Below are 22,211 nucleotides of genomic sequence, written 5' to 3'. Positions count from 1 at the left end.
AGAACTCATTTCAAAATGAACTCTCTTCACGCTGAAGGGTGCGCCAGCAAATAAGGCAACAGGCCAGCTTGAGAAGAGCTTCGTGAATGTCTGCGCGACGCTCGAAGCGGGTGCGCAGACGACGGAATGCGTGCAACCAGGCATGAGTACGCTCGACGACCCAGCGGATCTTGCCGAGTCCACTACCGTGGGGCTGACCACGCCGGGCGATCGAAGTCGGGATGCCGGCAGCATGAAGCGGTCGACGATACTTGTCGTGGTCGTATGCGCGGTCTGCGTAGATCCGACCTGGCTTGCGCAAGGGACGGCCTCGACATCCCCGGATCGCAGGAATCGCTTCGATCAGAGGCAAAAGCTGGGTGATATCGTTACGGTTCGCGCCGGTCAGGATGACCGCAATCGGCGTGCCGTTGGCGTCGGTAGCGACGTGGTGCTTGGAACCGGGTCGCGCGCGGTCGGTGGGGTTCGGTCCTGTTTTTGGCCCGCCCCAACCGCCCGAACTGAAGAGGAGTCGATGATGACGCGCGAGAAATCGATGCGGTCCGCTGCACGCAACTTTGCCAGCAAGATCTCGTGCAGGCGATCCCATACCCCCGCGCTTTGCCAGTCGCGCAGCCGCCGCCAGCAACTGACCCCGGAGCCGCAGCCCATTTCGATGGGTAGTTCGTTCCAGCGAATGCCGCTTCTCAGCACAAACAGGATGCCGGTCAATGCGGCCCGGTCCGACACCGGCATACGACCCGGATACCGGAATCGCCGCGGCTTGGCTGGCGGCAGAAGCGGTTCGATCAATGCCCACAATTCGTCGTCGATGATCGGCTTGCCCATCCTCTCTATCCTGTTGTCACAACGGACGAGGTTAACAGCTTCGCCTTGCGGTTAACAGTACCCAGCTGGTCTTTTTGAAACAGGTTCTAAGGTTGACCCGTGATCAGACTATTGCGGTGCTTTAAGGGGAGCCGAGTAGTCCGTTGGCTCCAAAGCGAGATTGATAGCCAGATCAGCCTGGAGAATAGAATAGACACCTCCGGCGACGTGGCATGCTCAAATTCCCGGGAGCGGCAAAACGTATCGCTAGTCTCTTCCGAAAAGGCCTTCTCCTCGCTGCCGATAAGGAATCGAGTCATTGGTCCGCCATTCGTCGGACTGGTTCAGTGAAGTGCCTCCTGGCCAACAACCACCGGAGTACAAGTGAGGCCTCGGATCCGCCTTTTCATGGTGTAGCCGGCGGCGGCCATGGTGGATGATCACTGCGTCCTTTGGACCTAAAGCTCGGACTCTTTAACTGCAATCGCCTCCATTAGCTCCAAATTCTTCTGATGCCCCCCAAGCCCATGATGAATGTGCCGATGGCAAGTCGGGCATATCGCCGCCACATATCGCGGATGGTCAAGACCACCGTCCGAAACGCGCGTCGTGTGATGCGGCTCCAAGTACGGAGACCCATCCTTCCGCTGAAACGCTGCCGGCTGGAGGCACGACTCACACCTTCCCTCCGCACGCAGCAATACGTAGTCCTTCACTTGCTTGCTACGCTGATAGAGCCGCCTCAGTGCGGTCTTCCCCGTTTCCCCTTGTGACCCGTGAAACGCCTCCATGGCTCGCCGCCGTGCCTCTTCCAAACTGGATGGCGCTGCCGCAGGAGATTCATCGTCGAATGATGTTCTGTTCTCGTCGTCCAGCAATGCCACAGGGACGAGCTGGAACACGATCACGTCGCGCTGATCCCCATTCTTATCAGGCCCCCGACGAATCGAGTGCCCTGCATAGGCATGCTCGCCAAGGTATTCCTGACCCTTCCCTTTGCCGAGCGACTTGAACAAATGCAACGCTCGCCCATCCTCCGCGTGATCGCGGATGGCCAGATTGCCACGGGTGAACGTCATATCGCCAACTTGGCCCTCGCCGGTGTACGAGAACACGCCAAGCTCGTCTCGACCGTCCTGGTAGCCATACTGCTCTCCACTATCACCCGTGAAGATGAATATGGCTTGGGCGGTGCTCGACGACGCTATGCCACTCTGCCAGCTGCCGCCGAAGGGTAGATGTATGTCAGCTCGTCTATCGTAAATCTTCCCGAGTGAGAAGCTCGGCGGCTCCGCATACTCGGACGCCTGACGCTCGTTCGGGAGCCGCACAATCTTGAATCCCCGTTCCTCAAGATAGGAATTTGTAGGGCGGCCGCCGTGAAAGCCCCTGACCGAGAGGCCGGTGGCCATGGAAACTATCTGTTTCGGCGGATACAGCGCCCCACTCTCAGAGATCGCATACAGCTGCGACTTCTTGCTATCCCATCCCTTCCAATCCTTGGTCGCTCGGAGTTCTCGATCGAACTCCTTCATCGCCAAGGTGATAGCCGACCTTTCAACCGTTGGAATGCTCAACTTCTTTCCCCTTTTCGCCCGACTATTTTTGGCACGCGTGCGCATGCTCCTTTTCTTGCTCCTTAGTATGTAGATAAGAATCGTCCTATGCAACATTCAGGCGGGGGATCAGTGATTGCTCTGCATGGCCCTCTTCTTGAGTAGGGAGCGACGGCAACAGATGACTCGGGAGCGTCGACGCACAAAGGGAAGGACTCGCGGCCTCCGGATGAGAAACCCACCTCTCAAATTCTTCGCGCCTTCCCCCTAAGCGACCTTTCCTCGCGTCATTGCAGACATTTTCCAACGCCAATTAGGCGATCCGCAGGCAAATTGGCAAGGCGTCCGACTACTTTGAGTGTCGGCGACCTGACAATGGAGGAAGGCATGCGCGATATGCGAGAGGCCCTGAAACACGGCGATAAGACCGCCACAGGCGGGGTGCTGATTTCCACAGTGATCAGCTTTACGCACCACGGTGTCCCCGTCGCGGCGGAGGGCGGCCACGCCACCTGTCCAGTCTGCAAGGTGGGTGGCCCGGCGATGAACGACGCCTATCCGCACTTCACGCTCATGGACGGACGCCAGATTCTGGTGCGGGGCGCCAGGGTGATGTGCCAATGTACGAACAAGCCACTGTTCATCCCATCACAACAGGATTTCATCATTGAGGTGAACCGGACAGGTCACGTACAGCCTTTGGCCGCACCTGGCGCTTTCGCGCCACTCGCCGCCGAAAAGCTGTCGGAGGAGCCAAGCAACCTCGTGGATGATTCGGAGCGGATCTGTGCGAACATGAGCAATGCGGAGTTTCGCAGCCTCGTTCTAAGGCTCCGCGACACGGCTGTTTCGTGCTGCGGCAAGAGGTTGGTGGAGCTTCGGCGGTGGGGCCACGCGGATCGGGCGCGAGTCGAGGCGTGGTTTGGCGTTTCAGATGAAAGGGTACGCCAACGCCTGCTTGAGGGAATTCCCCGTATCGAGTCGATCCTCAGGAGCCTGACCGCCGACAACTTTGTTCGATACGCCGACGAGACGATGGAATACATCGGTTGCACGCCTAAAACACGCAACAATCCACGGATCGCGGCCGCAGTTTGTGCTCCGGATACGAAGACCCACACCAGAGTGTGCCGGTGAGCATGATTTCCATGGAAATCGCCCGCTACAAACCTGGAAAATCGGCGCAGCTGGCAGACTTTGCGCGTATCAATTTCATGCCGGGATGTCCCCATCCTTGCTGTCCCGGTCCGCAACCGATCCGGCGGATGCCTTAGGCATGAACACAATGATTATCCTCCTGCCCGGCAGCGCCAAGGCCAACGCCCTTTCGCCCGATTCTTGGCACACGTACGCGTGCTCGTTTTCCTGCTTGTGAATTGTCCTATGTAGCATTCATGCGGGTGGGATTGGTGATTCTGCTGCCTGGTCCCCCTCCTTGAGTAGGGGGCCATGCCGCTGGTGACTCAGAAGAATCGGCGCACGAAGGGAAGGGCTCGCGGGTGAAGTGGGGATAAACTACCCGCTAAACCAATGGGCGCGAGGAATTGCGAGGCAGCTGTCACACCGCGACACAACGATGTTGGTGGCGCCGACGTTAGCGAGGTATACACGTTGCTCGCCTACATGCTATGCGCCGCGAAAAAATTGGTTCTTCGCGGAATGGCGGGGTGGGAGAGCCGAGGTGGCAGGTGTGCCGGTATAGTTCAGTGATCGGTCCGACGGCCGAGTTCAGCCAGAAGCGGCCTGCCGGCTCACAGGGATGGGTAAGCTGGTGGAGATGGGCTAAAGTAACGTAGGCAAGTCTCTTTAGGAAACCGAAGATGCACGCAAATCTACGCGCATGTCTTGCACATATCGCTGCACACCTCGCAGGTCAACAAACAAATTCGGCCGTTTACGATCTTGCGCAGGGAAAGCACATACACGTGTCAGGTAGCGTTTCTTCATCGTCAGTAAACCTGTACGACCATGACCGTGGTGCGCACCTGACTGGAGCGCCCCAGAACCTCTATGACCATGATAGAGGTGCGTATGTGTCCTTGATCCTGAACAGTTCACAGTTCAGTGGCTATGACCACGGGAGCGGCTTTCACTACTCAGGCAACGTCAACGGCAAGTCGGTCACCATCTATGACCATGAGTCAGGTGAACACTCCCACTACACGGTCTGAGCGTTACCCGGTCGAGATGGTCAAAGGCAGCATTTTGAAAAATGCAAACGATCGCAGTGGGTCGGCGCTGGGGAAGAGCGATCGTCTGCGGCTTTCGCACGACCGACAGCAATCGGCCAGAAGCAATGGGATGGCGACGGAAGACGTGCACTCGCGTTTCTTCCTGGTCGCAGTGGGTATGTATGGCACGAGCAAGAGCGTTGCCCACGTTTAGTTAACCTGACGATCATGCAAAATTCTGATCAATCTATTCCTGCAACTTTTATACAGTACGCAGCTGACGTTCTCGCGGACACAGCGAAAGGGCTCAGTGGCACCAACATTGTTCGTGCTATGGCAGCATATGCCGTTGAATATGATGTCCGCCTTCCGCATCCCACATACCCATTTGAAGCACCAAATAAGCGAACCGCTTTGTATGAGAATCTGATCGCATTCTCTCCGTCGCAACAATATCGAATTATCAAGGAACTGTGTGATCACTCGTCTTTTTCCTTGCCCCCTAGCCCTGAGCGAAGGGAGCTTAAGATACGGCTGATTACACGTTATGCTCATCTTGATCCACAGGATACACCGACTGAGGTAAACGAGACTCTAGTCGAGGAAACAAGACATTGGCTCGCCAACTATCCTGAAGCCCTCTCACTGTATTCCCAAGCTCTCGAAAAATACCAGCATGGAGCGTTCCACCGGAACCTTTTAGATGACTTAAGGCTCTCTTTAGAGAAGTTGCTTTGCGCCATATTCAATAACTCGAAATCTCTCGAGAATCAAGTTCCTTATATAGGGCCCCACATCAAGAGCAAAGGTGGATCGACTGAGCTTTCTAATATGTTTGTCAAGCTCCTTGATTACTACGCAAAATATAATAACAGTTATGTGAAGCACGATGATGCAGTGATAGAGGAAGAAATTGAATTTGTCCTCGAAATCACCTCCTCTTTCATGAAGCACCTTGTTCGACTAAGCTGAAATGGCTGATTCGATATTCCAGTAGCTTCGCGGGCGCGCCAGTCATTCGTTGTTGGCCGACAATAAAACATTGGAATAAGAATAAATAAGCCAGAAAGATTGCTGGCTCAATACTATGAATGGCAAGGTTATATTGTTCGTGCCAACACGCTTGTCGGAAAGCGCGCATCCACGCCATTCCACGCCACAAGGCCTCGGCTCGTCATCAGTTTCCATTGATTCACGGCCGGGAAGCCCCACTTTGTCTCAATGAATTCAGCGCATAATCATGTCTTGCCTCGGGAAAAGATACAGATGACAACACAGGACGAGGCGGGAGGCGCCAACCCCTCCTATCAAGGCTACGATTATCAGAAGTTGGTAACCGTCTGGGTCGCATTAGAGCTTACCTTCGGGTCGGATGCTTGCACCGATAAGATCATCGTCGAACCCGCGTCGCACGATGACGTCAAGGCTCACCTCGCTGTACCTGCTGATGACGCCGACTCAAGTCTTACCGTCGCCGATGAACTACACGTTCAGATCAAGTTCAAGGGCGCTGGTCACTGGAGCGCAAAAGACTTCGCCGCAGTAATCAGCGACAAGTCTTCAAAGGGGAAGCGTGGACCAGTCCAGCGCCCGAGAGCGAAGTCGCTGTTGCTCGATGAGCCAAACCGCCGGTACGTGTTCATCACCAACACGAGCGTCGACGGCGTTCTCGCCAAGGGACGTGTCTCAAGTCCCGCGCAGCAATCTGCATCGACATTCCTGCCGACGAACCTTGCGCTCAATGCAGATCAGAAGGAAAAGCTGTCGGGCCGCATCGCGCTCATCGAACAGATGACGCTGACAGAGACACGCCGTCAAATCGACCTTCTACTCACCGAAAACCTGCACGTCCCGACTCAGAATCTCGACCTCTGCGTGAGCCGTCTGAAGCAACTCGTTGAGGACCGGTTTCTCGAGGTGCCGGACCCCTTGCGCAAGGCTGACATCCAGAAAATCGCGGAGGGCCTGGGCGGTTTGCCTCACGCGAACCCACAACTCGCTAGTTACGTGCCCCCGGCGAACCGACCAGAGGCTGAGGACCGGCTAGCGCGACTGGGCGCAGTCCTGCTTGTCGGCCCCGCGGGTTACGGCAAATCCCTGACCGCCGATAGCCTGGTGCACGACCGGCGGCACGCCAAGCCACCATTCAAGATCGTCAGGGAGATTGCAGGGCTCAGTGGCATCGAGGAAGCGTTCGCTGCGCCTGGTCGAGCCCTGTTTCATCTCGAGGATCCCTGGGGGCAGTCCGGTTTGGAGGACACCGCCGGGCAATGGACTAGTCGGCTATACAAGCTGATTCGTCAAGCTTCGCCCGAGAAGCAGTTCGTCATCACCTCTCGAAGCGAGGTATATCGGGATGCGCTTGGCGAGGATCCAGCCCCCGTGTGGGGCAATAAGACCGTCGTCATTGATGATGGCGCGTACGACCTGAAGGCGCGATGCGCCATGCTGCACGGCAACCTCAAGAACGCCAATTCCTGGCAACAGGACTTGACCCGGCAGCACCAGAGGCGCTTGCTGGACCGCATGCGCTCGCCTCTCGAAATCAACGCTTTCACTCGCGAGTTGGCCGCCGTCGCCAAGCCCGCCGACGCCGACATCGACGTTCTCATCGATAGAGCTTTGACCGACAGCCGCAGGCACGTTGTCATCGAACATGTGCGTGGTTTCGCGGATCCCGGTGTGCGTGGCGCGACGGTGTTGTGGGCTCTTCTGAGATTCTCGCGAAGCCTCCAGCCCGATCGCCTTCGTATGCTTCGAAGGCACATCGATCAAGCTCATGGACCTAACATCGCTCTGGACGATTTGGCAAAACATCTCGCTCAGACTCAGCTCGAGGTCGATAGCGAGGGTGCCTTCATTGCCCACAGCAAGGTCGTGGAGGCACTGGGAAGCCTTGTGCGTGAACATCCGCGTGCCGCTGAAACCGCCCTGAATGTGGCGGCCGCCGCCGCTTGCGAGTTGGCCAGATCGCATCCCGACTGGCTCGATGAGCTGTTTCGCCTGGTCGACGGAGTACGCGCGCAGCAGGACAAGGGGGTCATCCTTGATGACAACGTCGTAGCGACCCTGGATGCACTACTAATCGAGAGCCTTTCAGCTTCGCTCAAGAAGCCACTCGCATTCCGTACCGCTTGGGACGCCGCCAGGCGTCGGCTAAGCGGCGAGACACCGATCGGTCAGCTCGTCCGATGGCTTGGCCGCGGTGCGCCTCGTGAAAAAGGCTGGCTGAATTTTGGGTGGCGCCCTCCCGAAGTCACGAAGGCACAGCGACAAGCCGTGATAGCCGCTGATCCGACGTTAAGCATCGCAAAGGGGTTCATCTCCTACATACTGCCCGCGACCCGTGAGAACTACGAAGCAGACGACCTTCTACCGTGGATCAGGGCGTTCGGCATCGATTTGACCCGGGCGTTCCTGAAAGCGGGGGACGACGTGGTGTACGCCGAACGTTTCGTGATGAGCGCTGATGCAATCGCGGAAGGCGCCCTCGCCTGGCCCACACCGCCCTATGACGAGGTTTGGGCACAGATCATGAAACTGGATGCGACCGTCGACGCCGCACTCGATGCGTCGCGAGAACAGCGCCGGCAAGCCTGGCAGGGCGAAGTTGATTTTGCCGAACAACTCGCCATCCAGGACAGGGCTGAGGAAGAAGGTCCTTCCGCGACCCACTATGCCAAGGGGTATGTACGCGCGCGGCGTCGACAGGAAGGCTATGATTGGATACCGGGTCACCCCAGACCGGACATCATCCTGCCTCTGTGGGCAGAGCTGATGAGAACCAACCGTCAAATGGTGTCGGCCGCAGAGCTCGACGCGTTCTTCGCGGCGGTGAAAGATGACGACCAGCTTCAGGCGGAAGGACTGCGCGCGATCGGGGAGCGGCGGCTTTCGTACGCCCTTGACCGCGTAGCAGCCGCTCTAATGACTGGGGGGCCAAACGTGCTGGCTGCCGCCGTTCGCGCGCTTTCCTGGCTGGAGAGCGAGGGCGAAGGAAAGAATGGACGTCGCACCGCTGAGGCCGCGTTGCTGAACCTCATACAAGGCCTTCCTTCCGCGCGTGCCGCCATGCTGGCACCGCTTATCGTCGACCTTGAGGATGGCGCAAGAAAAGGGGCATCGGCCTCCCGCGTACTCGCCGCCAGCAGCCCTTCTGCCCGAGCGGCGGTTCACCTTGCCCTATCATGGTCACTGGATGCCGACGACACTACGCTGCTACAGCAATTCCGAAAACTGGCGCCAGGTGAAGCCCAGATGCTCATGGCAGATGGACCTCGTGCACTCGCCCGACTGCTGTTGGTCCTTTCAGCCGCAGAGGGACACGACATCTCTTCGGTCGCGGCCACGTGGGCGTCATCCGATGACGCCGCCGACGCTCAGTCGGCCGTCGCGGCGCTCGCCCAAGCCGGTGGAAGTGCCAACATGGCCATTGTTGCAAAGGCCCTTGACCACTCCGATTATCGGGTGAGGTGCCTGGCAATACAGAATCTTGCTCCCTCCGGCACCAAAATGCAGCGACGCAGCATTCTGAAGATGGCGCACGATAAAAGCGCGCTGGTTCGCGCAGCAGTCGCCGAGACGATCGGAGAACAAAGCTGGAGCGACGGGCTGGACATGCTCCTGACGCTCCTGAATGACACTCGCAACTACGCCCGTCACCCCGAGCAGCAATATCGAGATGAGCCGGAGTACCACGTTGCCAGAGCTGCGGCAGACGCGCTCGCGCACTTCGAACCCCCGCCGAGCGCCGTCTTGGACCACATTATCCAGTTCCTGAACGCGGATACAGACCAACCAATCGACGTTGAAGTGTACGTAAAGCTGCTTGATCTCTTGGCGAAACCGGACAACGTAAAAATCTGGGATACATTGGAGCATGCTCTGAGAGACGAGCATGTGGTAGGTCAGGCCAACGAAAATCTCTATCCGGTGCGCTACGCCGCGGCATGGAATATCGTTCATCGCCTGCACCATCGACCTTCGGAGACTCACCTCGCCCCGTGGACCCTCATTGAAGCCGCTGCCGAGCACGTTGATCCGCAAATTGCCGCGCCGGCGCTGATGGCGCTGGGATGCCGGCTGGCAACCACGTCCGACGGATCGACCATCCAGGTCCTACGGGGAGAGAGCGCGTCGCAAGCTAGAGTCGCTCTAGCGCTCTCCATGATCGACGATCGGGATCATGCGCAGCAGCTTGCAGTAAAGTACGCTCTGCTCCCGGCGGATCATCCCTTCTTCGACAATTCCACCGATATAACCGAGGGCAAGACAACAATTGCGCGCTGGCCCCTGTCAGAAAGGGGGCGGGAATGGCTGGCTTCGCTGTCATCGGATACCGACGTCGAGGCTGTCCTTCTTTGGCTCATTGGTCATCGAACCGGGCTGCCGCTGACTGATGCGGAATTTGAACCTTGGAAGCTGCGCAGACGATCAACCATGCCAGTGATCACCTTTTCCGAGATGTTCGGTATGGAGTGATCATGCCCTGCCACCACGATCGGCGTTGCACCGGCTGATGCGGCCGACGTGCCGGGCAACTGCAGGAAGGATAGCAATGGTCGGAGCACCGCCCTTCGGGCCAGGTCCACAGCATGCAGTCATGTACCGGGATGTGCGTCCGACTAGGTGTCGGGCCTTTACATTGGAACTGGGCTGCACGCTCCAACAAAATAATACGCACGCCGACGCGCTCGAGTGTCATTTTGCCCTCGCCGTAACTCACGCGAGGATGCTCCTTGAACGTTTCGACGGCTGCAGCGAATGACTGTCCCTTCGCCAGCCACTCCGTGAGCATGTTGCAATGGGCCACGCATGCATCACTGGGAGCTGCTATGACGCGACAGCTCCTTCGTGTGCGCGCCAGCGTGTCACTGGATTCAGCGGCGGGAGTGCTCTTATACGGGTCATTCGCCAAGGGCGCGCAGAGCGGCAGAGATGGGGCCAGGAAGCGACGTTCGATGTCGCCCCGACCGTGCCATTCAGACGACCGCTTCGTCCAGGAAACTGCCGTTAGCGAAGCGCACGGACCAAGACCGACAAGCTTGTCGTTGAGGTCCGAGAGCTGTGACGTGGCCGACCCCGAACTCGTGCATCCGTTAGTTATCCAAACGCGAATCGCAATGCCCTCTCCTTTCGCGCGGCCGGCACCAGCATCACGTTGTCTGCAAGCGGCGGTCGACTATATGCATGTTGACGAACTCACGCGACCTGCCGGCATTTGGCAAACGCGATCTCGCGTCATGGCCACGCCAGGGTTCGACTGACCAAGGCCTGAGTCGCTCCTACCTCCCCGCTACCCTCACCGGTCCAGCGACTCGTACCAGGGCCATCCCCCGGTACCCTCATATCTCAGAAGTACGAGTCCATGCTTTCCTTGCACGAAAAGCAGGATGTCGAACAGGCGCGCCGGATGGCGAAGCATTGATACCACCGACGCCCACGCGGAATGACGGCCGACCTCCGCGATGAGTTCCTCGAAGACCTCCGGCTCGGCATACCAAGCCTCCCCCACAAGGTAGGGTAGCGTCAGAATGGCGAGCGATGCGTGCGTCGTGGATGACTCTCGAATGCTCGCAACCGGAAAGCCCCTGTACATACTCCTCAGACCGGCGAGTGTGGCCCCCTTCTTGACGCGACCGTCGAATGCGACGGTATATCCCGTCAGAAGCAGCAAGGCCTTCATGAAGTATGTCGCCTGCGTACAGCGTTTGAAGATGCCATCCGCCAGCGCAATGAGCAGGGTCAAGACCGCTTGATCCAGTTCATGAGGGGTGTACAGCGGCCCCGGCGCGACGCGCTTACGCCCATGCAGCCGCGGAGGGTTCATACTCAATTCAGCCAGCTTCGCAAGGGGCTCACGCAGAACACGCAGGCACCTTACGACGTCTTCCTTGTCGCGCAGCCCAGGCATAGCGGGAAAGCTCCGCTTCAGCCCCCAGCCCTCTAGTACTCGCATCAATGCTTCGGCGAGTGCGATGGAGCAAGCAAAGATGCTGCGATTGCCTTGCGCTTCATAGAAGGCGTTACGAGCCTGCAGTATGTCAAGCGTGTCCTGTACATAGTTCGCAGGGAAGTACTGAACGATCGCCCTTGCGGCATTCCGGGGGCTCTCAACGAGACGAAGACGACCGCCCACCGAGCTGGGGATCGCCGGAGAAATGTCGGCTGTGAGGCCGCTGCCTTGCTCATCCGGTGCATCGTATAGTCGGTCCATGGGGTTCGCTCCGCAGTTGAGATTCAGCATAGGGCATACACCGGGTTGTTCTACAAGGCCTTTCTCGGAGGTTTCTCAGTTTCCTGGCTGCCACCCTACCTCAGTCAGGTTTCGGTGCTGCGCAGGCGCATACCGCCGGGCAAGACGCCGCTCGAAGTCATCCATCTCGACCGCCTCCATGGGCGTAACGTCGCCTTGGTCCCAGTCATCTTAGAGTGCATCCGAGCAAGCCGCGTCCCCAACTCCACGTGACGAACCCCATCTTGCGGATCGCCGTCACCGGCAACATTGGCTGTGGCAAGTCCACGGTCGTCGAGATGCTCTTGACACGTCTGGGGCCGAGACCAGCCAGGAAGGGACGCGATGCTCCATAGCTACAGAAGTTGACGAAGACGGCTCTCTTACGTGGCGTGTGCGTCAACCGCTTTCGAGTTGTCAGGACCTTCTGGAAATTCCGACTTGAACATTGCTTCAAGTTCAGGAATCAGGGTGACGGCAGTGCGATCCTTTGCAAAGCGCTTCCTTCTCGCGTCGATCTCGGAAATAAAGTGTTTTCTCAACGTTCCGCTGTCGCCTGTGCCAGCCCCAATCTCACGACGGATATCGTCAGCGACGTCTAGGACTTTGATGCCGTAGTAGGCAATGCACTGCTCTTCCAGATGATAGACGTCCTCAATATCCGCCCAGTTGTCCCACTGGTCGCGAATCCATCGTTCTGTGGAAGTGAACTGCCCAGGCAGCGCCTTCAGACGTGCAACGAACGGTATCGGAAGTTCAGTCCAGTTCGGCTCCGGCTCGAAGGAAAGCGAGACCGATTTGAGTTTGTCGATGTAGGATTCATCGTGATACGTAGCGCGATGCCAAAGGGCGTTGCTGATATCGTAAAGATATGCGTCACTGCGCTTGGCGAAGCCTTCCAGTTGCAAAGCAATGTCGAGATAGACGTGCCCGACTCTCTTCCTATCTTTCTCGTCTTCGCGCTTCCGATCGAGCAGCTTTGAACACACGTTCCAACCGACATTTACCAGCGCACTAACAACGGCACTTGACGCAACCAGCGTCAACCAACTCGCGTTGGCCGCTTCGACTGCCATGGAACTCCCCCTGTTTTCTTGTTTCGGTATCGTTGATCACTGCTACGTGTGGACAAAAGCTGTCGCCAATAGTCCACAGTTTGCCGCAGGACTTGCTGCATGACCATGGTTAAAGCTGTCCACGATTGCAAACGCTCGTTGTGGCATGAGCCCTGTTCCGAACACATGACGGGATGCCGAATGGAGCGATCGTCTGCGAATTCACCCAAGGCGCGAGGTGACTCCCCAACTATCTGGGTGACGCGGGTCGCGTCACTTTGTTTCGAGCTAATTCGCTCCTAGTCCCCGGCCCTTGTACCGGGCTACGTCAGCCTCGTAGGCCGATTGATCCAGATGTCCCAGAACAGCCTTCTGTTCGCTCTCTTTCAACGTCTGGTAGCGCAGAAGGTTCGGGTTCAGTGCCATGAACAGATCATGTCCCGCGGAGTGGTTCCCGAATAGCCGCGGATGATAGAACGATAGATCGCGCAGGGCTTCGTAGGGTGGGATGGTGGCGAAACGTAGGTAGCTACCTTTGCGCCCGCTCCGAGGGAAAGCTCGCTCGACGGCCTTTGCAAGGATGCAGTCAGGGGTGTCACCGGGCGGATTGCTATCAATCCCACATTGGTTCGTCCCGTCCTTGCTGGCGGTGATTGCTTCGTCTCGATAGATGAAGTAATCGCCGATTGCGTGATCCAGGCGCCCGAACGGGTTGCAGTATGGTCTCGCAAGCCCCGGGATCATTGCGATGTACTCCGTGTTGAACAGGCAGATCGCTTGCATGACCATTTCGTCGGACGAGGTCAGGGTGGGCGCGTGCGAGAAAGAGGCGAACACGGTCGGATGCGGGATTGAGAGAAGATTTTCCTGCATCGTTCCTTGCGCAAAGTGGATGACCAATGGGTCCAGGCTTCCTCGGTTCAGTTTCTGACTGAACATTACCGCCAGCGCTATTGCGAATCGAGCCGCGGCCGCTCCCAAACTGCCTAGCTGCCGGGTCTCCGCATGGTCCAGTACGCGCCGAACATGGGCGAGGGCACCGTCGGCATCGGATTGTGCGAGTAAGAAGCGCGCCCGGGCGAGGTCCCCGTAGGCCGCCAAGACTGGCTGGTCATCGTGATTTTGGAAGGCAGTCATGGCGACATCGAAGGCCTCGGCGTCTATGGAGTGGCCTTCCAACAAAGAATGGAGGTCGCGCAGGGGTCGGCACCGAGCGGCCGCAACATGATCTAGGCGCTTCCAGAGCCATGCACGCAGCAAGTTGAAAGGCGAATTTCCCCGTCGCTCCAACGCCTCGAGATCGATCGACCTCATCAGTTCCCCAAACAGATGCAGGTGATAGCCCGTGATTCGAGAAACTTCCGGGTAACTCTCGGGAGCTGCCTCTGGATCAAGCTCCGGCAACTGCTCAAAACGGCGGCGTAACTCTCGCCAATGGGTGACAGGGTCACCTGGCACAAGCGACGACATTCGCGCCATGAGTCGTTTTACCGCCATGCCAGCGATGTAGGCAGCGCGCACGCGGGATATGGCTGCGTTCAGCGCGTCTTCGCTGAGGTGCATCGTCAGAGCGGTCCTAAGCGCCTCGAGTTCCGACTCAATGGTAGCGAGCCTCTTGTCTGAACGTGCGTCAAGCTTGTTCAGCGCGGATCTGAATTCCGACGCTACCGTGCCTAGCTCTTCTGACGCGATCTGCGCCCGTACAACCTCCTTGACCGCTGCGACGATATCGTAAGAAGACTCATCGAGGGGCGGCAACAGGTCAGGGATGTGAAATAGAGGTGATGTCTTGCCGAATTCCTGAGCACACCGAAGTACCACGGCCGTTTGGGGGAGCACCCACGCGTGAAGGAACAGAACTACTCCATCGCCATGCCCGCGCCGAGTGAAAAGAGGCGTTGCCCGAAGATGCGATAGCAGCGCCTCATATTGCCGCAGCCAGTGGCGTACTATTTCCGAAGCCTCGGGGTCTTCCCCAGCAAGAAGCGCCACAAGTTCGTTGGCGAGCCCTCGAATTTTAGGGTGCGGCGTTTTGGTCGAGTAACGGGTCTGCTTGGTTGTCCAAGAGCGAACCGTGGAGAGTTTTTCGGCCTGGGAGCTCGCCAGCCCGAATCCGACAGCCAGCTCCTCGAACAACTCTTCGTAGGTTGGGGTCATCGCATATCGCTGGTCTGGCACGTCGTTCATCGCCTCTTGTCCTTTCCGGTGGCCTTGATATCCCCTCCCCCCTAGCATTTGGCTGGTCCGGTTAGGGGCGCGCAGCAGTGCGCCCTTGGCGGGGCTTTTTCCTTTACCAATCAAAGGCATGCTGCGCTCTCGACTAAGTCACGAGAGCCTGTGCTGCAACATGGAGTGATGCAATGGGCACTATTATAGTTCCGGACGCCATAGAGGCTGCGCCGACCGTAGAGGAGGCTGAACAATTGGAGCAAGCGGTGGCTTGCACCAGCGCGGCGGTGTCGCACTACCGCACGTGCGCTGGCCAGATTGATGCCGAGTTCGAGAGCGCGAACGAAGACCGACGCCTCTCCCTGGACGATCTGCCGTATGGCGAAGAGATGGTGCGGACGAAGTCGTTGCCCGAAGCACTGCGGCGCGCGGCTCACTTGATCGATCGCGCAAAGATCACCCCGCAGGCCTTCAACGAAGCGCGGGAGATCGTTCTGGACGCCCAAACCACGCTCGACGACTGCACGCCGCTTCCGCCGAGCATGCTCGACCCGGAGTAAGTTGGATCGAGTTGCCTGCGGGTTGGCGAAGGCTTTGACGGCGGGGATAGCGCCGCGAGCCGGAATCGTTAGGCAGTTGTGCCCGCAGTACCCGAAGTACGTCGGGGGCGATCCGACCGTGGCATCGAGCTTCACGTGTACGTCCCCCTAACGGCCATCATGCTTTCGGAAACGTCCATTGGTTGTACTGATGGACGTTTTTCTTTTCAAGGGTTGCTGAAGTAAGTTCCCGGATTGTCTCTCGCTGCGGCGCCATCAATTTGACGCCCCCTTCGGTCAAACGCTGGTCTCGCCACAACCGCGCCACTGGAGAGCAGCCACCAACATCTCATTCCCTACCAGTTCAAGTCATTGAATGATGGCGCATCGGAAGACCGTATCGGGTCGATCAGAGCCATCTGGCCTTGACCGCGACTACCCTACCTGCCTGGTTTCTGGTCCGCAGCCAATGCCTCTGGGCGCCAACCTTGATCCAAGGCTTATGGGGTACCGGGGGCATTCTTACTTCTTCTTGAAGATCCTTGCAGCCTTCCCCGGAAATCGGTGACCGAAGCCCGACGAAGCTCCTTAGCGGACCCCTATCCCTCCCCCGCTCTAACCTTCTCCAAATCCCGCGCAATCCGATCCCGAATCGGCGATGTATGCCCATGTTCCTCGTCCGTCTTCCCCGTGACGAGCCAGTACGCATACTGAGGCCACACCGCCCCAATAGCCTCCACCATCTCCTGGGTCACGCGCTGCTGATTGCGGCACGTGTTCTTCCAGCTATCGGACTTCACCCCGGTCAGTTCCTCCATGCGCTTGAAGCGCCGGTGTCCGCCTGCAACGAAATCTATCAACTCTTCTACCCGATCGCGCATTTCAATTGGGCTATTTAAGCGTTACTAGGTAAATTTAGCCTCGTTCGCCAACTTCAGTTAGTGAGCGACCGGGCGACTTGCGAACAGGGGCGGACCCCCGTGCACGCACGTCGGTCGTCGCTTCTTCGTTCACGACATCCTGGCGCGAGCCCACCTTGCAGCGTCGTGCGATGGCGACCGCCGCCCTCTGTGAGGCGGCAAGTGTCGACTCGCGCTGAGAATGATCAGCCGCATTATGGACCATGCGGAGGGGCCTTTGCGCCCCTCTGATTTGCGGTGGAAGCCTTTGCCATGCCGGGAGCGGCCAATCTGCTCACGTCATTGCGTGCATCGCTGTCGCGAATTTTTGAGCGCACGCACCTGAGCCCGTCTTCGACAGGAGGAATATTGGACTTGCCAATTCACTTCAGCCCGGAATCTGGTCCAACCGTCGTCAAAATCAGTGCCGCGCAGCATATGTGTATGGCTGCCGCGCGCGATGACGTCTTGTCTCACCTCCCGGTGAAGGGGCTGAAGCTCCTGGAGCCATCACTCCTTTCGTATTGCATGGCCCGTTCAATGACATGCCAGGCGGCGCGCGAACTGGGCCAGAGTTTTGGTCCCTGTTGCGATTTAATGTTTGAGGCCCATCCGTCCGAGCTACGCGCTGCATCGCCTGATCGCATTCCGGCTCGCGCGCAGCGCAAGCTGACCTACCGTGTTGACGACCGGGAAAACGCTGCGACTCAAAGCTTCGCAACCGCCATCAACTCCGCAACCGTAACCTCAAGCGCAGTCGCAATCCTCAAGAGATGCATCACTCCCAGGTTCTGCCCTCCCCGCTCAACCGAACTCATGTATGAGCGATCGATACCAGCCCGATGGGCAAGCTCTTCCTGGGACAGGTTCTGCCTGAGTCGGACTTCGCGGATCGCGTTACCCAGTTGAACAAGAGGGGCGGCACCACCGTGCCTTGGGGAAGCTATTGGCATCTCGCCATGCTCGGTCTATGATGACGATAAGACCACGGACGATATTACCCAAACTGGCCACGCCATTGAGTGAACAAGGCCTCTGAACACGCACGTCAGACTTCGCAATATCGCTACCACTGAATCAAAAAAGGGATCCCTGCAGCAGTCCCTCACAAGAGGGGACCTGCAGGACATGACCGGGGTAATCGCAGTACCCAGCAGCCGCCAGTACCTTGGCGGGGACCTGGTTGTTGAACACACCCTGCCATTCGCCAAAAGGTGATCCCATGACTGCACGCCAGAAAACTCTCGCTCCCGCCGCCGATCCATCCGAGCTCCGCATGCTTGCCCAGGCGCTGCTGCCGGAGGAAGCGACATCCCCGCCAGGCGACCCCCAGCGCGAAACCATCCACCAAACCTGCCACGACCTCTTGCGCGTCAGCGCCGGCCTGGAATCCCTCCTGCTCCTGCTGGAGCTACAGGCCGGCGAGCGAGCCGCCAACAACGGCCTGCATGCCCTGCTGGCGCCGCTGAAGCAGCAGCTGGACCAAGCCGTGAACCGCATGCAAGCGCTGTACTGAGCCACACCCGTTCCCCACACCTGCACCGCGGCCCGCAAGGCGCAGGCGGTGGGGATACACACGCCTGGCGAGGCAAGCCCCCGACGCCGTCGCGTGCCGGGACGATGGCCGGCAACGCCGCTCATCCACATGCCGATGTCTGAGATCGCACCCCGATCGCCAAACAGGAGGTACCCATGACCGCCCGCCAACGTCGCCCGCGCACCGCTGCCGAAGCACGGGCCGCCGCCATGGAAGCCAGGCTGAGCGCCGAGCCCTTGCTGCCGGACAACGCATGGCCCCCGTTAGAGTAGGGAGCGATTGCAACAGATGACTCGGAAGAGTTGGTGCACAAAGGGGAAAGCTCGTGGCGTCCGGATGAGAGCCCGTCGCCCAAGTTCTTGCCTCCCACGCGCTAAGAGAAATTTCTGCGCGATATTGCAGACATTTCTCATAGCCGGCAAGGCGATCCGCAGGCACATTGGCAAGGCGTCCGACCACTTTGAGTGTCGGCGACCTGGCAATGGAGGAAGGCATGCGCGATATGCGAGAGGCCCTGAAACATGGCGATAAGACCGCCACAGGCGGGGTACTGATTTCCACGGTGATCGGCTTTACGCATCACGGTGTCCCCGTAGCGGCTGAGGGCGACCACGCCACCTGTCCAGCCTGCAAGGTGGGTGGCCCGGCGATGAACGACGCCTATCCGCACTTCACGCTCATGGACGGACGCCAGATTCTTGTGCGGGGCGCCAGGGTGATGTGCCAATGCACGAACAAGCCACTGGTCATCCCATCACAGCAGGACTTCATCATTGAGGTGGACCGAACAGGCCACCTCCAGCCTTTGGCAGCACCTGGCGCTTTCGCACCACTCGCCGCCGAGAAGCTGTCGGACGGGCCAAGGAACCTCGTGAACGATTCGGAGCGGATTTGTGCGAACATGAGCAACGCGGAGTTTCGCAGCCTCATTCTCAGGCTCCGTGACACGGCCGTTTCGTGTTGCGGCAAGAGGTTGGTGGAGCTTCGACGGTGGGGCCACGCGGATCGGGCGCGAGTCGAGATGTGGTTTGGCGTATCAGATGAAAGGGTCCGCCAACGCCTGCTTGAGGGAATTCCCCGTATCGAGTCGATCCTCAGGAGCCTGACCGCCGACAACTTTGTTCGATACTCCGACGAGACGATGGAATACATCGGTTGCACGCCTAAAACACGCAACAATCCACGAATCGCGGCCGCAGTTTGTGCTCCGGATACGAAGACCCACACCATCGCCATTGCACAGAATTTTTGCAACCTTTCGCCCTACGCTGACCTCGTGGACTCGCAGTTGCTAACGCTCGTGCATGAGGTTTCCCACTTCCAGGATGCCATGGCGACCGAGGATCCTTTCTATCAGCTATTTAGAGCAAAGCGAGAGGCTGCGGCAAAGAATCCCAGGTGTATTGAGAATGCTGATAATGTGGCCGCCTATGTCATTATCTAAGTACTTCCGCGCTGTTGCTGCAGCGGTTGCAATTCTTGTGCAGCCCGCCCTGGCTTGCAGCTTCGACATTTCCTTCAACAGCAATTTTGAGCCGGGTGCGGATCGCCTGCCGGCTTCGGAAGTTCGCAGGCTGGCGGAGTGGATGATCGATGACCCGGCTGCCTATGAGAACAAGGAGGAGTTTCACATTGCCCTGTATGAGGCACCCACGTTTGGTGTCAGTCATGTGCTCGCGCGTAAGCGCACGGCTCACTTGAAGCAGTTGCTGACGACATTTGGTGTGCCCGCGAGCATGATCTCCATGGAAATCGCCCGCTACAACCCGGGCAAATCGGCGGCGCCGGACTTTGCGCATATCAATTTCATGCCGGGGTGTCCGCACCCTTGCTGCCCAGGTCCGGAACCGACCTCGCAGATTCGCTAGGCATGAGCTAGATGACTTCTCCCTGCCTAGCAGCCTGTTGTCAAACGGCAGGCTGCGGCAGAGAACCCGCAGAGCATTGAGAACGCCGATAACCTGGCCGCCTATGTCATTGTCCAAGTACTTCCGCACGGTTGCTGCAGCGGCAGCGATCTTGCCGCAGCCCGCCTTGGCTTGCAGCTTCGATATTTCCTTCAACAGCAATTTCGAGCCCGGTGTGGATCGCCTGCCGGCTTCGGAGGTTCGCAGACTGGCGGAGTGGATGATCGACGACCCGGCAGCCTATGAGAACAAAAAGGGCTTTCACATTATCCTGTACGAGGCCCCCGCCCATGGTGTTAGTCATGCTCTCGCGCACAAGCGCGCATTCCACTTGGAGACTTTGCTGACGACATTTGATGTACCGGCGAGCAAGATCTCCATGGAAATACCGCGCTACAAACGTGGCAAGTCGGCGGAACCGCCGAATTTTGCGCATATCAATTTCATGCCGGGGTGTCCGCACCCTTGCTGCCCAGCTCCGGAACCGACCTCGCAGAGTCGCTAGGCATGAGCTAGATGACTTCTCCCTGCCCAGCCGCCTGTTGTCAAACGGCAGGCTGCGGCAAAGAACCCGCAGTGCATTGAGACTGCCGATAATATGGCCGTCTATGTTATTGCCCAAGTACTTCCGCACGGTTGCTGCAGCAGCGATTCTGATGCAGACCGCGCCCACCGGCGCGAGCGTACGCCGGTGGGTGTCGGAGGCATAGCCAGTCGCATTATCGCCCATGTGGCGATCCTATTCGCTTTGTGCAGACGGCCGGTTACGTTGCGCATTGGATGATGGTACCAGGAGTCATTCCCGCCGCAGCATGCTCCAGAACCTGTGATACGGTAGCGGGAAAATATACCTCACTTTTTCCCATGACCGATATGCAAAGGAAAATCCCCCAACTTGCCGACTGGCAGTTGGCGTTTGTCGCGAAATATCTGGCAGACGATGGGCAGCGGGCCCGCCTCATATCGAGTTCCGGAATGGGAAAAACGACAGTTGCACAGTACACAGGACATGAGCTGCTCCGATTGAAGCGTAATAGCAATATGCTGGTCATTAGCCACAATCGGGCTCTCGTTAATCAATGGCGTATCGTCGGCGAGGAAAGGGGCGTTGCGTTTGTTGATAGCGCGGAACACCTCAAAGATACAAGCGGTAATGGAATCTCTGTATCCGCTCATCAGGTGCTGCACTCTGAGCTCGGATCATCTCTCGTTGAACTGGGTAAAACTGCGAGCTTTTTCATTGTTGTCGACGAAGCACACGACGCAGAGCCGCCTCTGGTCGCGTACATCGAACGTCTGCTGGCTGCCAACCCCCAGTCGCGATCCCTAGCTCTATTCCTGTCCCATAACACGAACGCTTATAGCCACTGGGACGAATTTATCGGGTCCGAGTATTTCTTCGAGCCTCGATCGATCCTGCTGCCAGAATCGCGACTTGAGGTAGCTCGCTTTTCACCGAGTTATTCCGTTCTTCAGGCGCTGCTAGCACAATCCAGCGATATTGACGACCTGCACTGGCGCCAGTTTGAGAAGCTGATAGCAGAACTTCTGGAGGCGGACGGATACGAGGTCGAACTGATGGAGGGGTCGAAAGACGGCGGTGTGGACGTGATCGCGATCAAGGATCTTGGACCCCTAGGCCTATTCAAAACGCTCTGGCAGGCAAAGAAAAAACAAGTGGGAAATAAGGTTGGACTGTCCGTTGTGCGGGAGTTGGCCGATACCAGGGATGAGTTTGGCGCGTCCAAAGCTTTCATCGTCACCAGTACTTTCTTGACGCGAGGTGCTGCCCAGCGAATCCAGCGGGATCGCTATCAATTGGGCAAGGTCGACCGCGACGATCTGGACATGTGGATCGACAGAATCCGCCGCGGAAGTTAGTGTTCTCGCCATGAAGTCGCCCAGCACCGTTCCGACCGATGGCTGGACAATCTGGAAAAGGAACGGCAGTTGCAGCGCGGAAGGCGGTCGTTCGCGGAGACTTGCCCGACGGGCGATCTCAGTGAAGGACTGGCTTCGAGTCGCCAGTATGCTTCGCGGGTGGCAGGTGTTTTGTACCGAGAGGGGATGTTGGTGGTCCTCAAGCAGCGCCCACTGTTGTTCGGGGCCCCGCCCTGCAACGAAGACGGATCTCGGACCGCCGGCTAGCCTGGACTACGCGGGCAAAGCGCTGTCGCCATCGTCGGCGTACACATGCTCCTTTTCTTGCTCCTTGGTAAGTCGATAGGAATCGCCCGATGCAACATACAGGCGGGGATTAGTGATTGCACTGTATGCCCCCTTCTTGAGCCGGGAGCAATGGCAACATGAGGCGGCAGGCGTGCCGGTATAGTTCAG

16 protein-coding genes are annotated in these 22,211 nt (G+C 58.2%); 10 read left to right on the top strand and 6 right to left on the bottom strand.

Annotation, left to right across the window (positions count from 1 at the left end):
• Positions 1-10: 10 nt before the first annotated feature.
• Positions 11-828 (bottom strand): IS5 family transposase gene (locus AC3FOF_RS29420; protein WP_488728592.1). Its coding sequence is split into 2 segments (ribosomal slippage): positions 11-480 and positions 480-828, totalling 819 coding nucleotides; the frame shifts between segments, so codons are not numbered across the junction.
• A gap of 437 nt (positions 829-1,265) precedes the next feature.
• Positions 1,266-2,429: an SRA domain-containing endonuclease gene (locus AC3FOF_RS29415; RefSeq protein ID WP_488728591.1), complete on the bottom strand. Its 1,164-nt coding sequence runs from the start codon at positions 2,427-2,429 to the stop codon at positions 1,266-1,268.
• A 309-nt stretch (positions 2,430-2,738) separates the two neighbouring features.
• Here AC3FOF_RS29415 and AC3FOF_RS29410 point away from each other — a divergent pair, with 309 nt between their 5' ends.
• The 4 genes from AC3FOF_RS29410 to AC3FOF_RS29395 all read left to right on the top strand — a co-directional run bounded on the left by AC3FOF_RS29410 (position 2,739) and on the right by AC3FOF_RS29395 (position 10,015).
• The gene (locus AC3FOF_RS29410; RefSeq protein WP_488728590.1) at positions 2,739-3,500 is read left to right on the top strand and encodes a M35 family metalloendopeptidase; all 762 of its coding nucleotides are present in this window, start codon (positions 2,739-2,741) and stop codon (positions 3,498-3,500) included.
• 683 nt (positions 3,501-4,183) lie between these two features.
• Positions 4,184-4,534, top strand: a complete 351-nt coding sequence (locus AC3FOF_RS29405) for a hypothetical protein (RefSeq protein WP_488728589.1) — start codon at positions 4,184-4,186, stop codon at positions 4,532-4,534.
• Between the two features lie 228 nt (positions 4,535-4,762).
• Complete coding sequence (locus AC3FOF_RS29400; protein WP_488728588.1) at positions 4,763-5,506, top strand: hypothetical protein; 744 nt, start codon at positions 4,763-4,765, stop codon at positions 5,504-5,506.
• Between the two features lie 294 nt (positions 5,507-5,800).
• Positions 5,801-10,015, top strand: a complete 4,215-nt coding sequence (locus AC3FOF_RS29395; RefSeq protein WP_488728587.1) for an nSTAND3 domain-containing NTPase — start codon at positions 5,801-5,803, stop codon at positions 10,013-10,015.
• 820 nt (positions 10,016-10,835) lie between these two features.
• On the opposite strand, the gene AC3FOF_RS29390 is transcribed toward AC3FOF_RS29395, so the two are convergent.
• The 3 genes from AC3FOF_RS29390 to AC3FOF_RS29380 form a co-directional block, all read right to left on the bottom strand.
• Entirely contained in the window at positions 10,836-11,750 is a 915-nt protein-coding gene (locus tag AC3FOF_RS29390) for a hypothetical protein (RefSeq protein ID WP_488728586.1), read from the bottom strand.
• 401 nt (positions 11,751-12,151) lie between these two features.
• A complete protein-coding gene (locus AC3FOF_RS29385) occupies positions 12,152-12,844 on the bottom strand; it encodes a hypothetical protein (RefSeq protein ID WP_488728585.1) in 693 nt (230 codons plus the stop codon).
• A 267-nt stretch (positions 12,845-13,111) separates the two neighbouring features.
• On the bottom strand, positions 13,112-15,130 hold the full coding sequence (locus AC3FOF_RS29380; protein WP_488728584.1) for a hypothetical protein: 2,019 nt from the start codon (positions 15,128-15,130) through the stop codon (positions 13,112-13,114).
• Between the two features lie 53 nt (positions 15,131-15,183).
• Here AC3FOF_RS29380 and AC3FOF_RS29375 point away from each other — a divergent pair, with 53 nt between their 5' ends.
• Positions 15,184-15,552: a hypothetical protein gene (locus tag AC3FOF_RS29375; protein WP_488728583.1), complete on the top strand. Its 369-nt coding sequence runs from the start codon at positions 15,184-15,186 to the stop codon at positions 15,550-15,552.
• A 1,585-nt stretch (positions 15,553-17,137) separates the two neighbouring features.
• On the opposite strand, the gene AC3FOF_RS29370 is transcribed toward AC3FOF_RS29375, so the two are convergent.
• On the bottom strand, positions 17,138-17,383 hold the full coding sequence (locus AC3FOF_RS29370; protein WP_488728582.1) for a helix-turn-helix domain-containing protein: 246 nt from the start codon (positions 17,381-17,383) through the stop codon (positions 17,138-17,140).
• A 269-nt stretch (positions 17,384-17,652) separates the two neighbouring features.
• Here AC3FOF_RS29370 and AC3FOF_RS29365 point away from each other — a divergent pair, with 269 nt between their 5' ends.
• The 5 genes from AC3FOF_RS29365 to AC3FOF_RS29345 all read left to right on the top strand — a co-directional run bounded on the left by AC3FOF_RS29365 (position 17,653) and on the right by AC3FOF_RS29345 (position 21,755).
• Positions 17,653-17,946 (top strand): DUF1484 family protein, encoded by a 294-nt coding sequence (locus AC3FOF_RS29365; protein WP_488728581.1) that lies wholly within the window; start codon positions 17,653-17,655, stop codon positions 17,944-17,946.
• A gap of 502 nt (positions 17,947-18,448) precedes the next feature.
• A complete protein-coding gene (locus AC3FOF_RS29360; RefSeq protein WP_488728580.1) occupies positions 18,449-19,411 on the top strand; it encodes a M35 family metalloendopeptidase in 963 nt (320 codons plus the stop codon).
• The gene (locus tag AC3FOF_RS29355) at positions 19,398-19,835 is read left to right on the top strand and encodes a hypothetical protein (protein ID WP_488728579.1); all 438 of its coding nucleotides are present in this window, start codon (positions 19,398-19,400) and stop codon (positions 19,833-19,835) included. Before AC3FOF_RS29360 ends, AC3FOF_RS29355 begins: the two co-directional genes overlap by 14 nt.
• A gap of 103 nt (positions 19,836-19,938) precedes the next feature.
• Positions 19,939-20,379: a hypothetical protein gene (locus AC3FOF_RS29350; RefSeq protein WP_488728578.1), complete on the top strand. Its 441-nt coding sequence runs from the start codon at positions 19,939-19,941 to the stop codon at positions 20,377-20,379.
• Positions 20,380-20,738: 359 nt separating this feature from the next.
• Positions 20,739-21,755 (top strand): restriction endonuclease, encoded by a 1,017-nt coding sequence (locus tag AC3FOF_RS29345; protein WP_488728577.1) that lies wholly within the window; start codon positions 20,739-20,741, stop codon positions 21,753-21,755.
• Positions 21,756-22,211 lie beyond the last annotated feature (456 nt).

This window comes from Cupriavidus sp. 96C5-1 (assembly GCF_057798855.1).
The sequence above is the reverse complement of the archived record's forward strand: the minus strand, read 5'-3'. Positions and strand labels throughout refer to the sequence as shown.

Excerpts from the sequence above, each read along its gene's own strand:
- AC3FOF_RS29415 (WP_488728591.1), bottom strand. The coding sequence starts at position 2,429 with ATGCGCACGCGTGCCAAAAATAGTCGGGCGAAAAGGGGAAAGAAGTTG.
- AC3FOF_RS29410 (WP_488728590.1), top strand. The coding sequence starts at position 2,739 with ATGGAGGAAGGCATGCGCGATATGCGAGAGGCCCTGAAACACGGCGAT.
- AC3FOF_RS29405 (WP_488728589.1), top strand. The coding sequence starts at position 4,184 with ATGCACGCAAATCTACGCGCATGTCTTGCACATATCGCTGCACACCTC.
- AC3FOF_RS29400 (WP_488728588.1), top strand. The coding sequence starts at position 4,763 with ATGCAAAATTCTGATCAATCTATTCCTGCAACTTTTATACAGTACGCA.
- AC3FOF_RS29395 (WP_488728587.1), top strand. The coding sequence starts at position 5,801 with ATGACAACACAGGACGAGGCGGGAGGCGCCAACCCCTCCTATCAAGGC.
- AC3FOF_RS29390 (WP_488728586.1), bottom strand. The coding sequence starts at position 11,750 with ATGGACCGACTATACGATGCACCGGATGAGCAAGGCAGCGGCCTCACA.
- AC3FOF_RS29385 (WP_488728585.1), bottom strand. The coding sequence starts at position 12,844 with ATGGCAGTCGAAGCGGCCAACGCGAGTTGGTTGACGCTGGTTGCGTCA.
- AC3FOF_RS29380 (WP_488728584.1), bottom strand. The coding sequence starts at position 15,130 with ATGCCTTTGATTGGTAAAGGAAAAAGCCCCGCCAAGGGCGCACTGCTG.
- AC3FOF_RS29375 (WP_488728583.1), top strand. The coding sequence starts at position 15,184 with ATGGGCACTATTATAGTTCCGGACGCCATAGAGGCTGCGCCGACCGTA.
- AC3FOF_RS29370 (WP_488728582.1), bottom strand. The coding sequence starts at position 17,383 with ATGCCAATAGCTTCCCCAAGGCACGGTGGTGCCGCCCCTCTTGTTCAA.
- AC3FOF_RS29365 (WP_488728581.1), top strand. The coding sequence starts at position 17,653 with ATGACTGCACGCCAGAAAACTCTCGCTCCCGCCGCCGATCCATCCGAG.
- AC3FOF_RS29360 (WP_488728580.1), top strand. The coding sequence starts at position 18,449 with ATGGAGGAAGGCATGCGCGATATGCGAGAGGCCCTGAAACATGGCGAT.
- AC3FOF_RS29355 (WP_488728579.1), top strand. The coding sequence starts at position 19,398 with ATGTCATTATCTAAGTACTTCCGCGCTGTTGCTGCAGCGGTTGCAATT.
- AC3FOF_RS29350 (WP_488728578.1), top strand. The coding sequence starts at position 19,939 with ATGTCATTGTCCAAGTACTTCCGCACGGTTGCTGCAGCGGCAGCGATC.
- AC3FOF_RS29345 (WP_488728577.1), top strand. The coding sequence starts at position 20,739 with ATGACCGATATGCAAAGGAAAATCCCCCAACTTGCCGACTGGCAGTTG.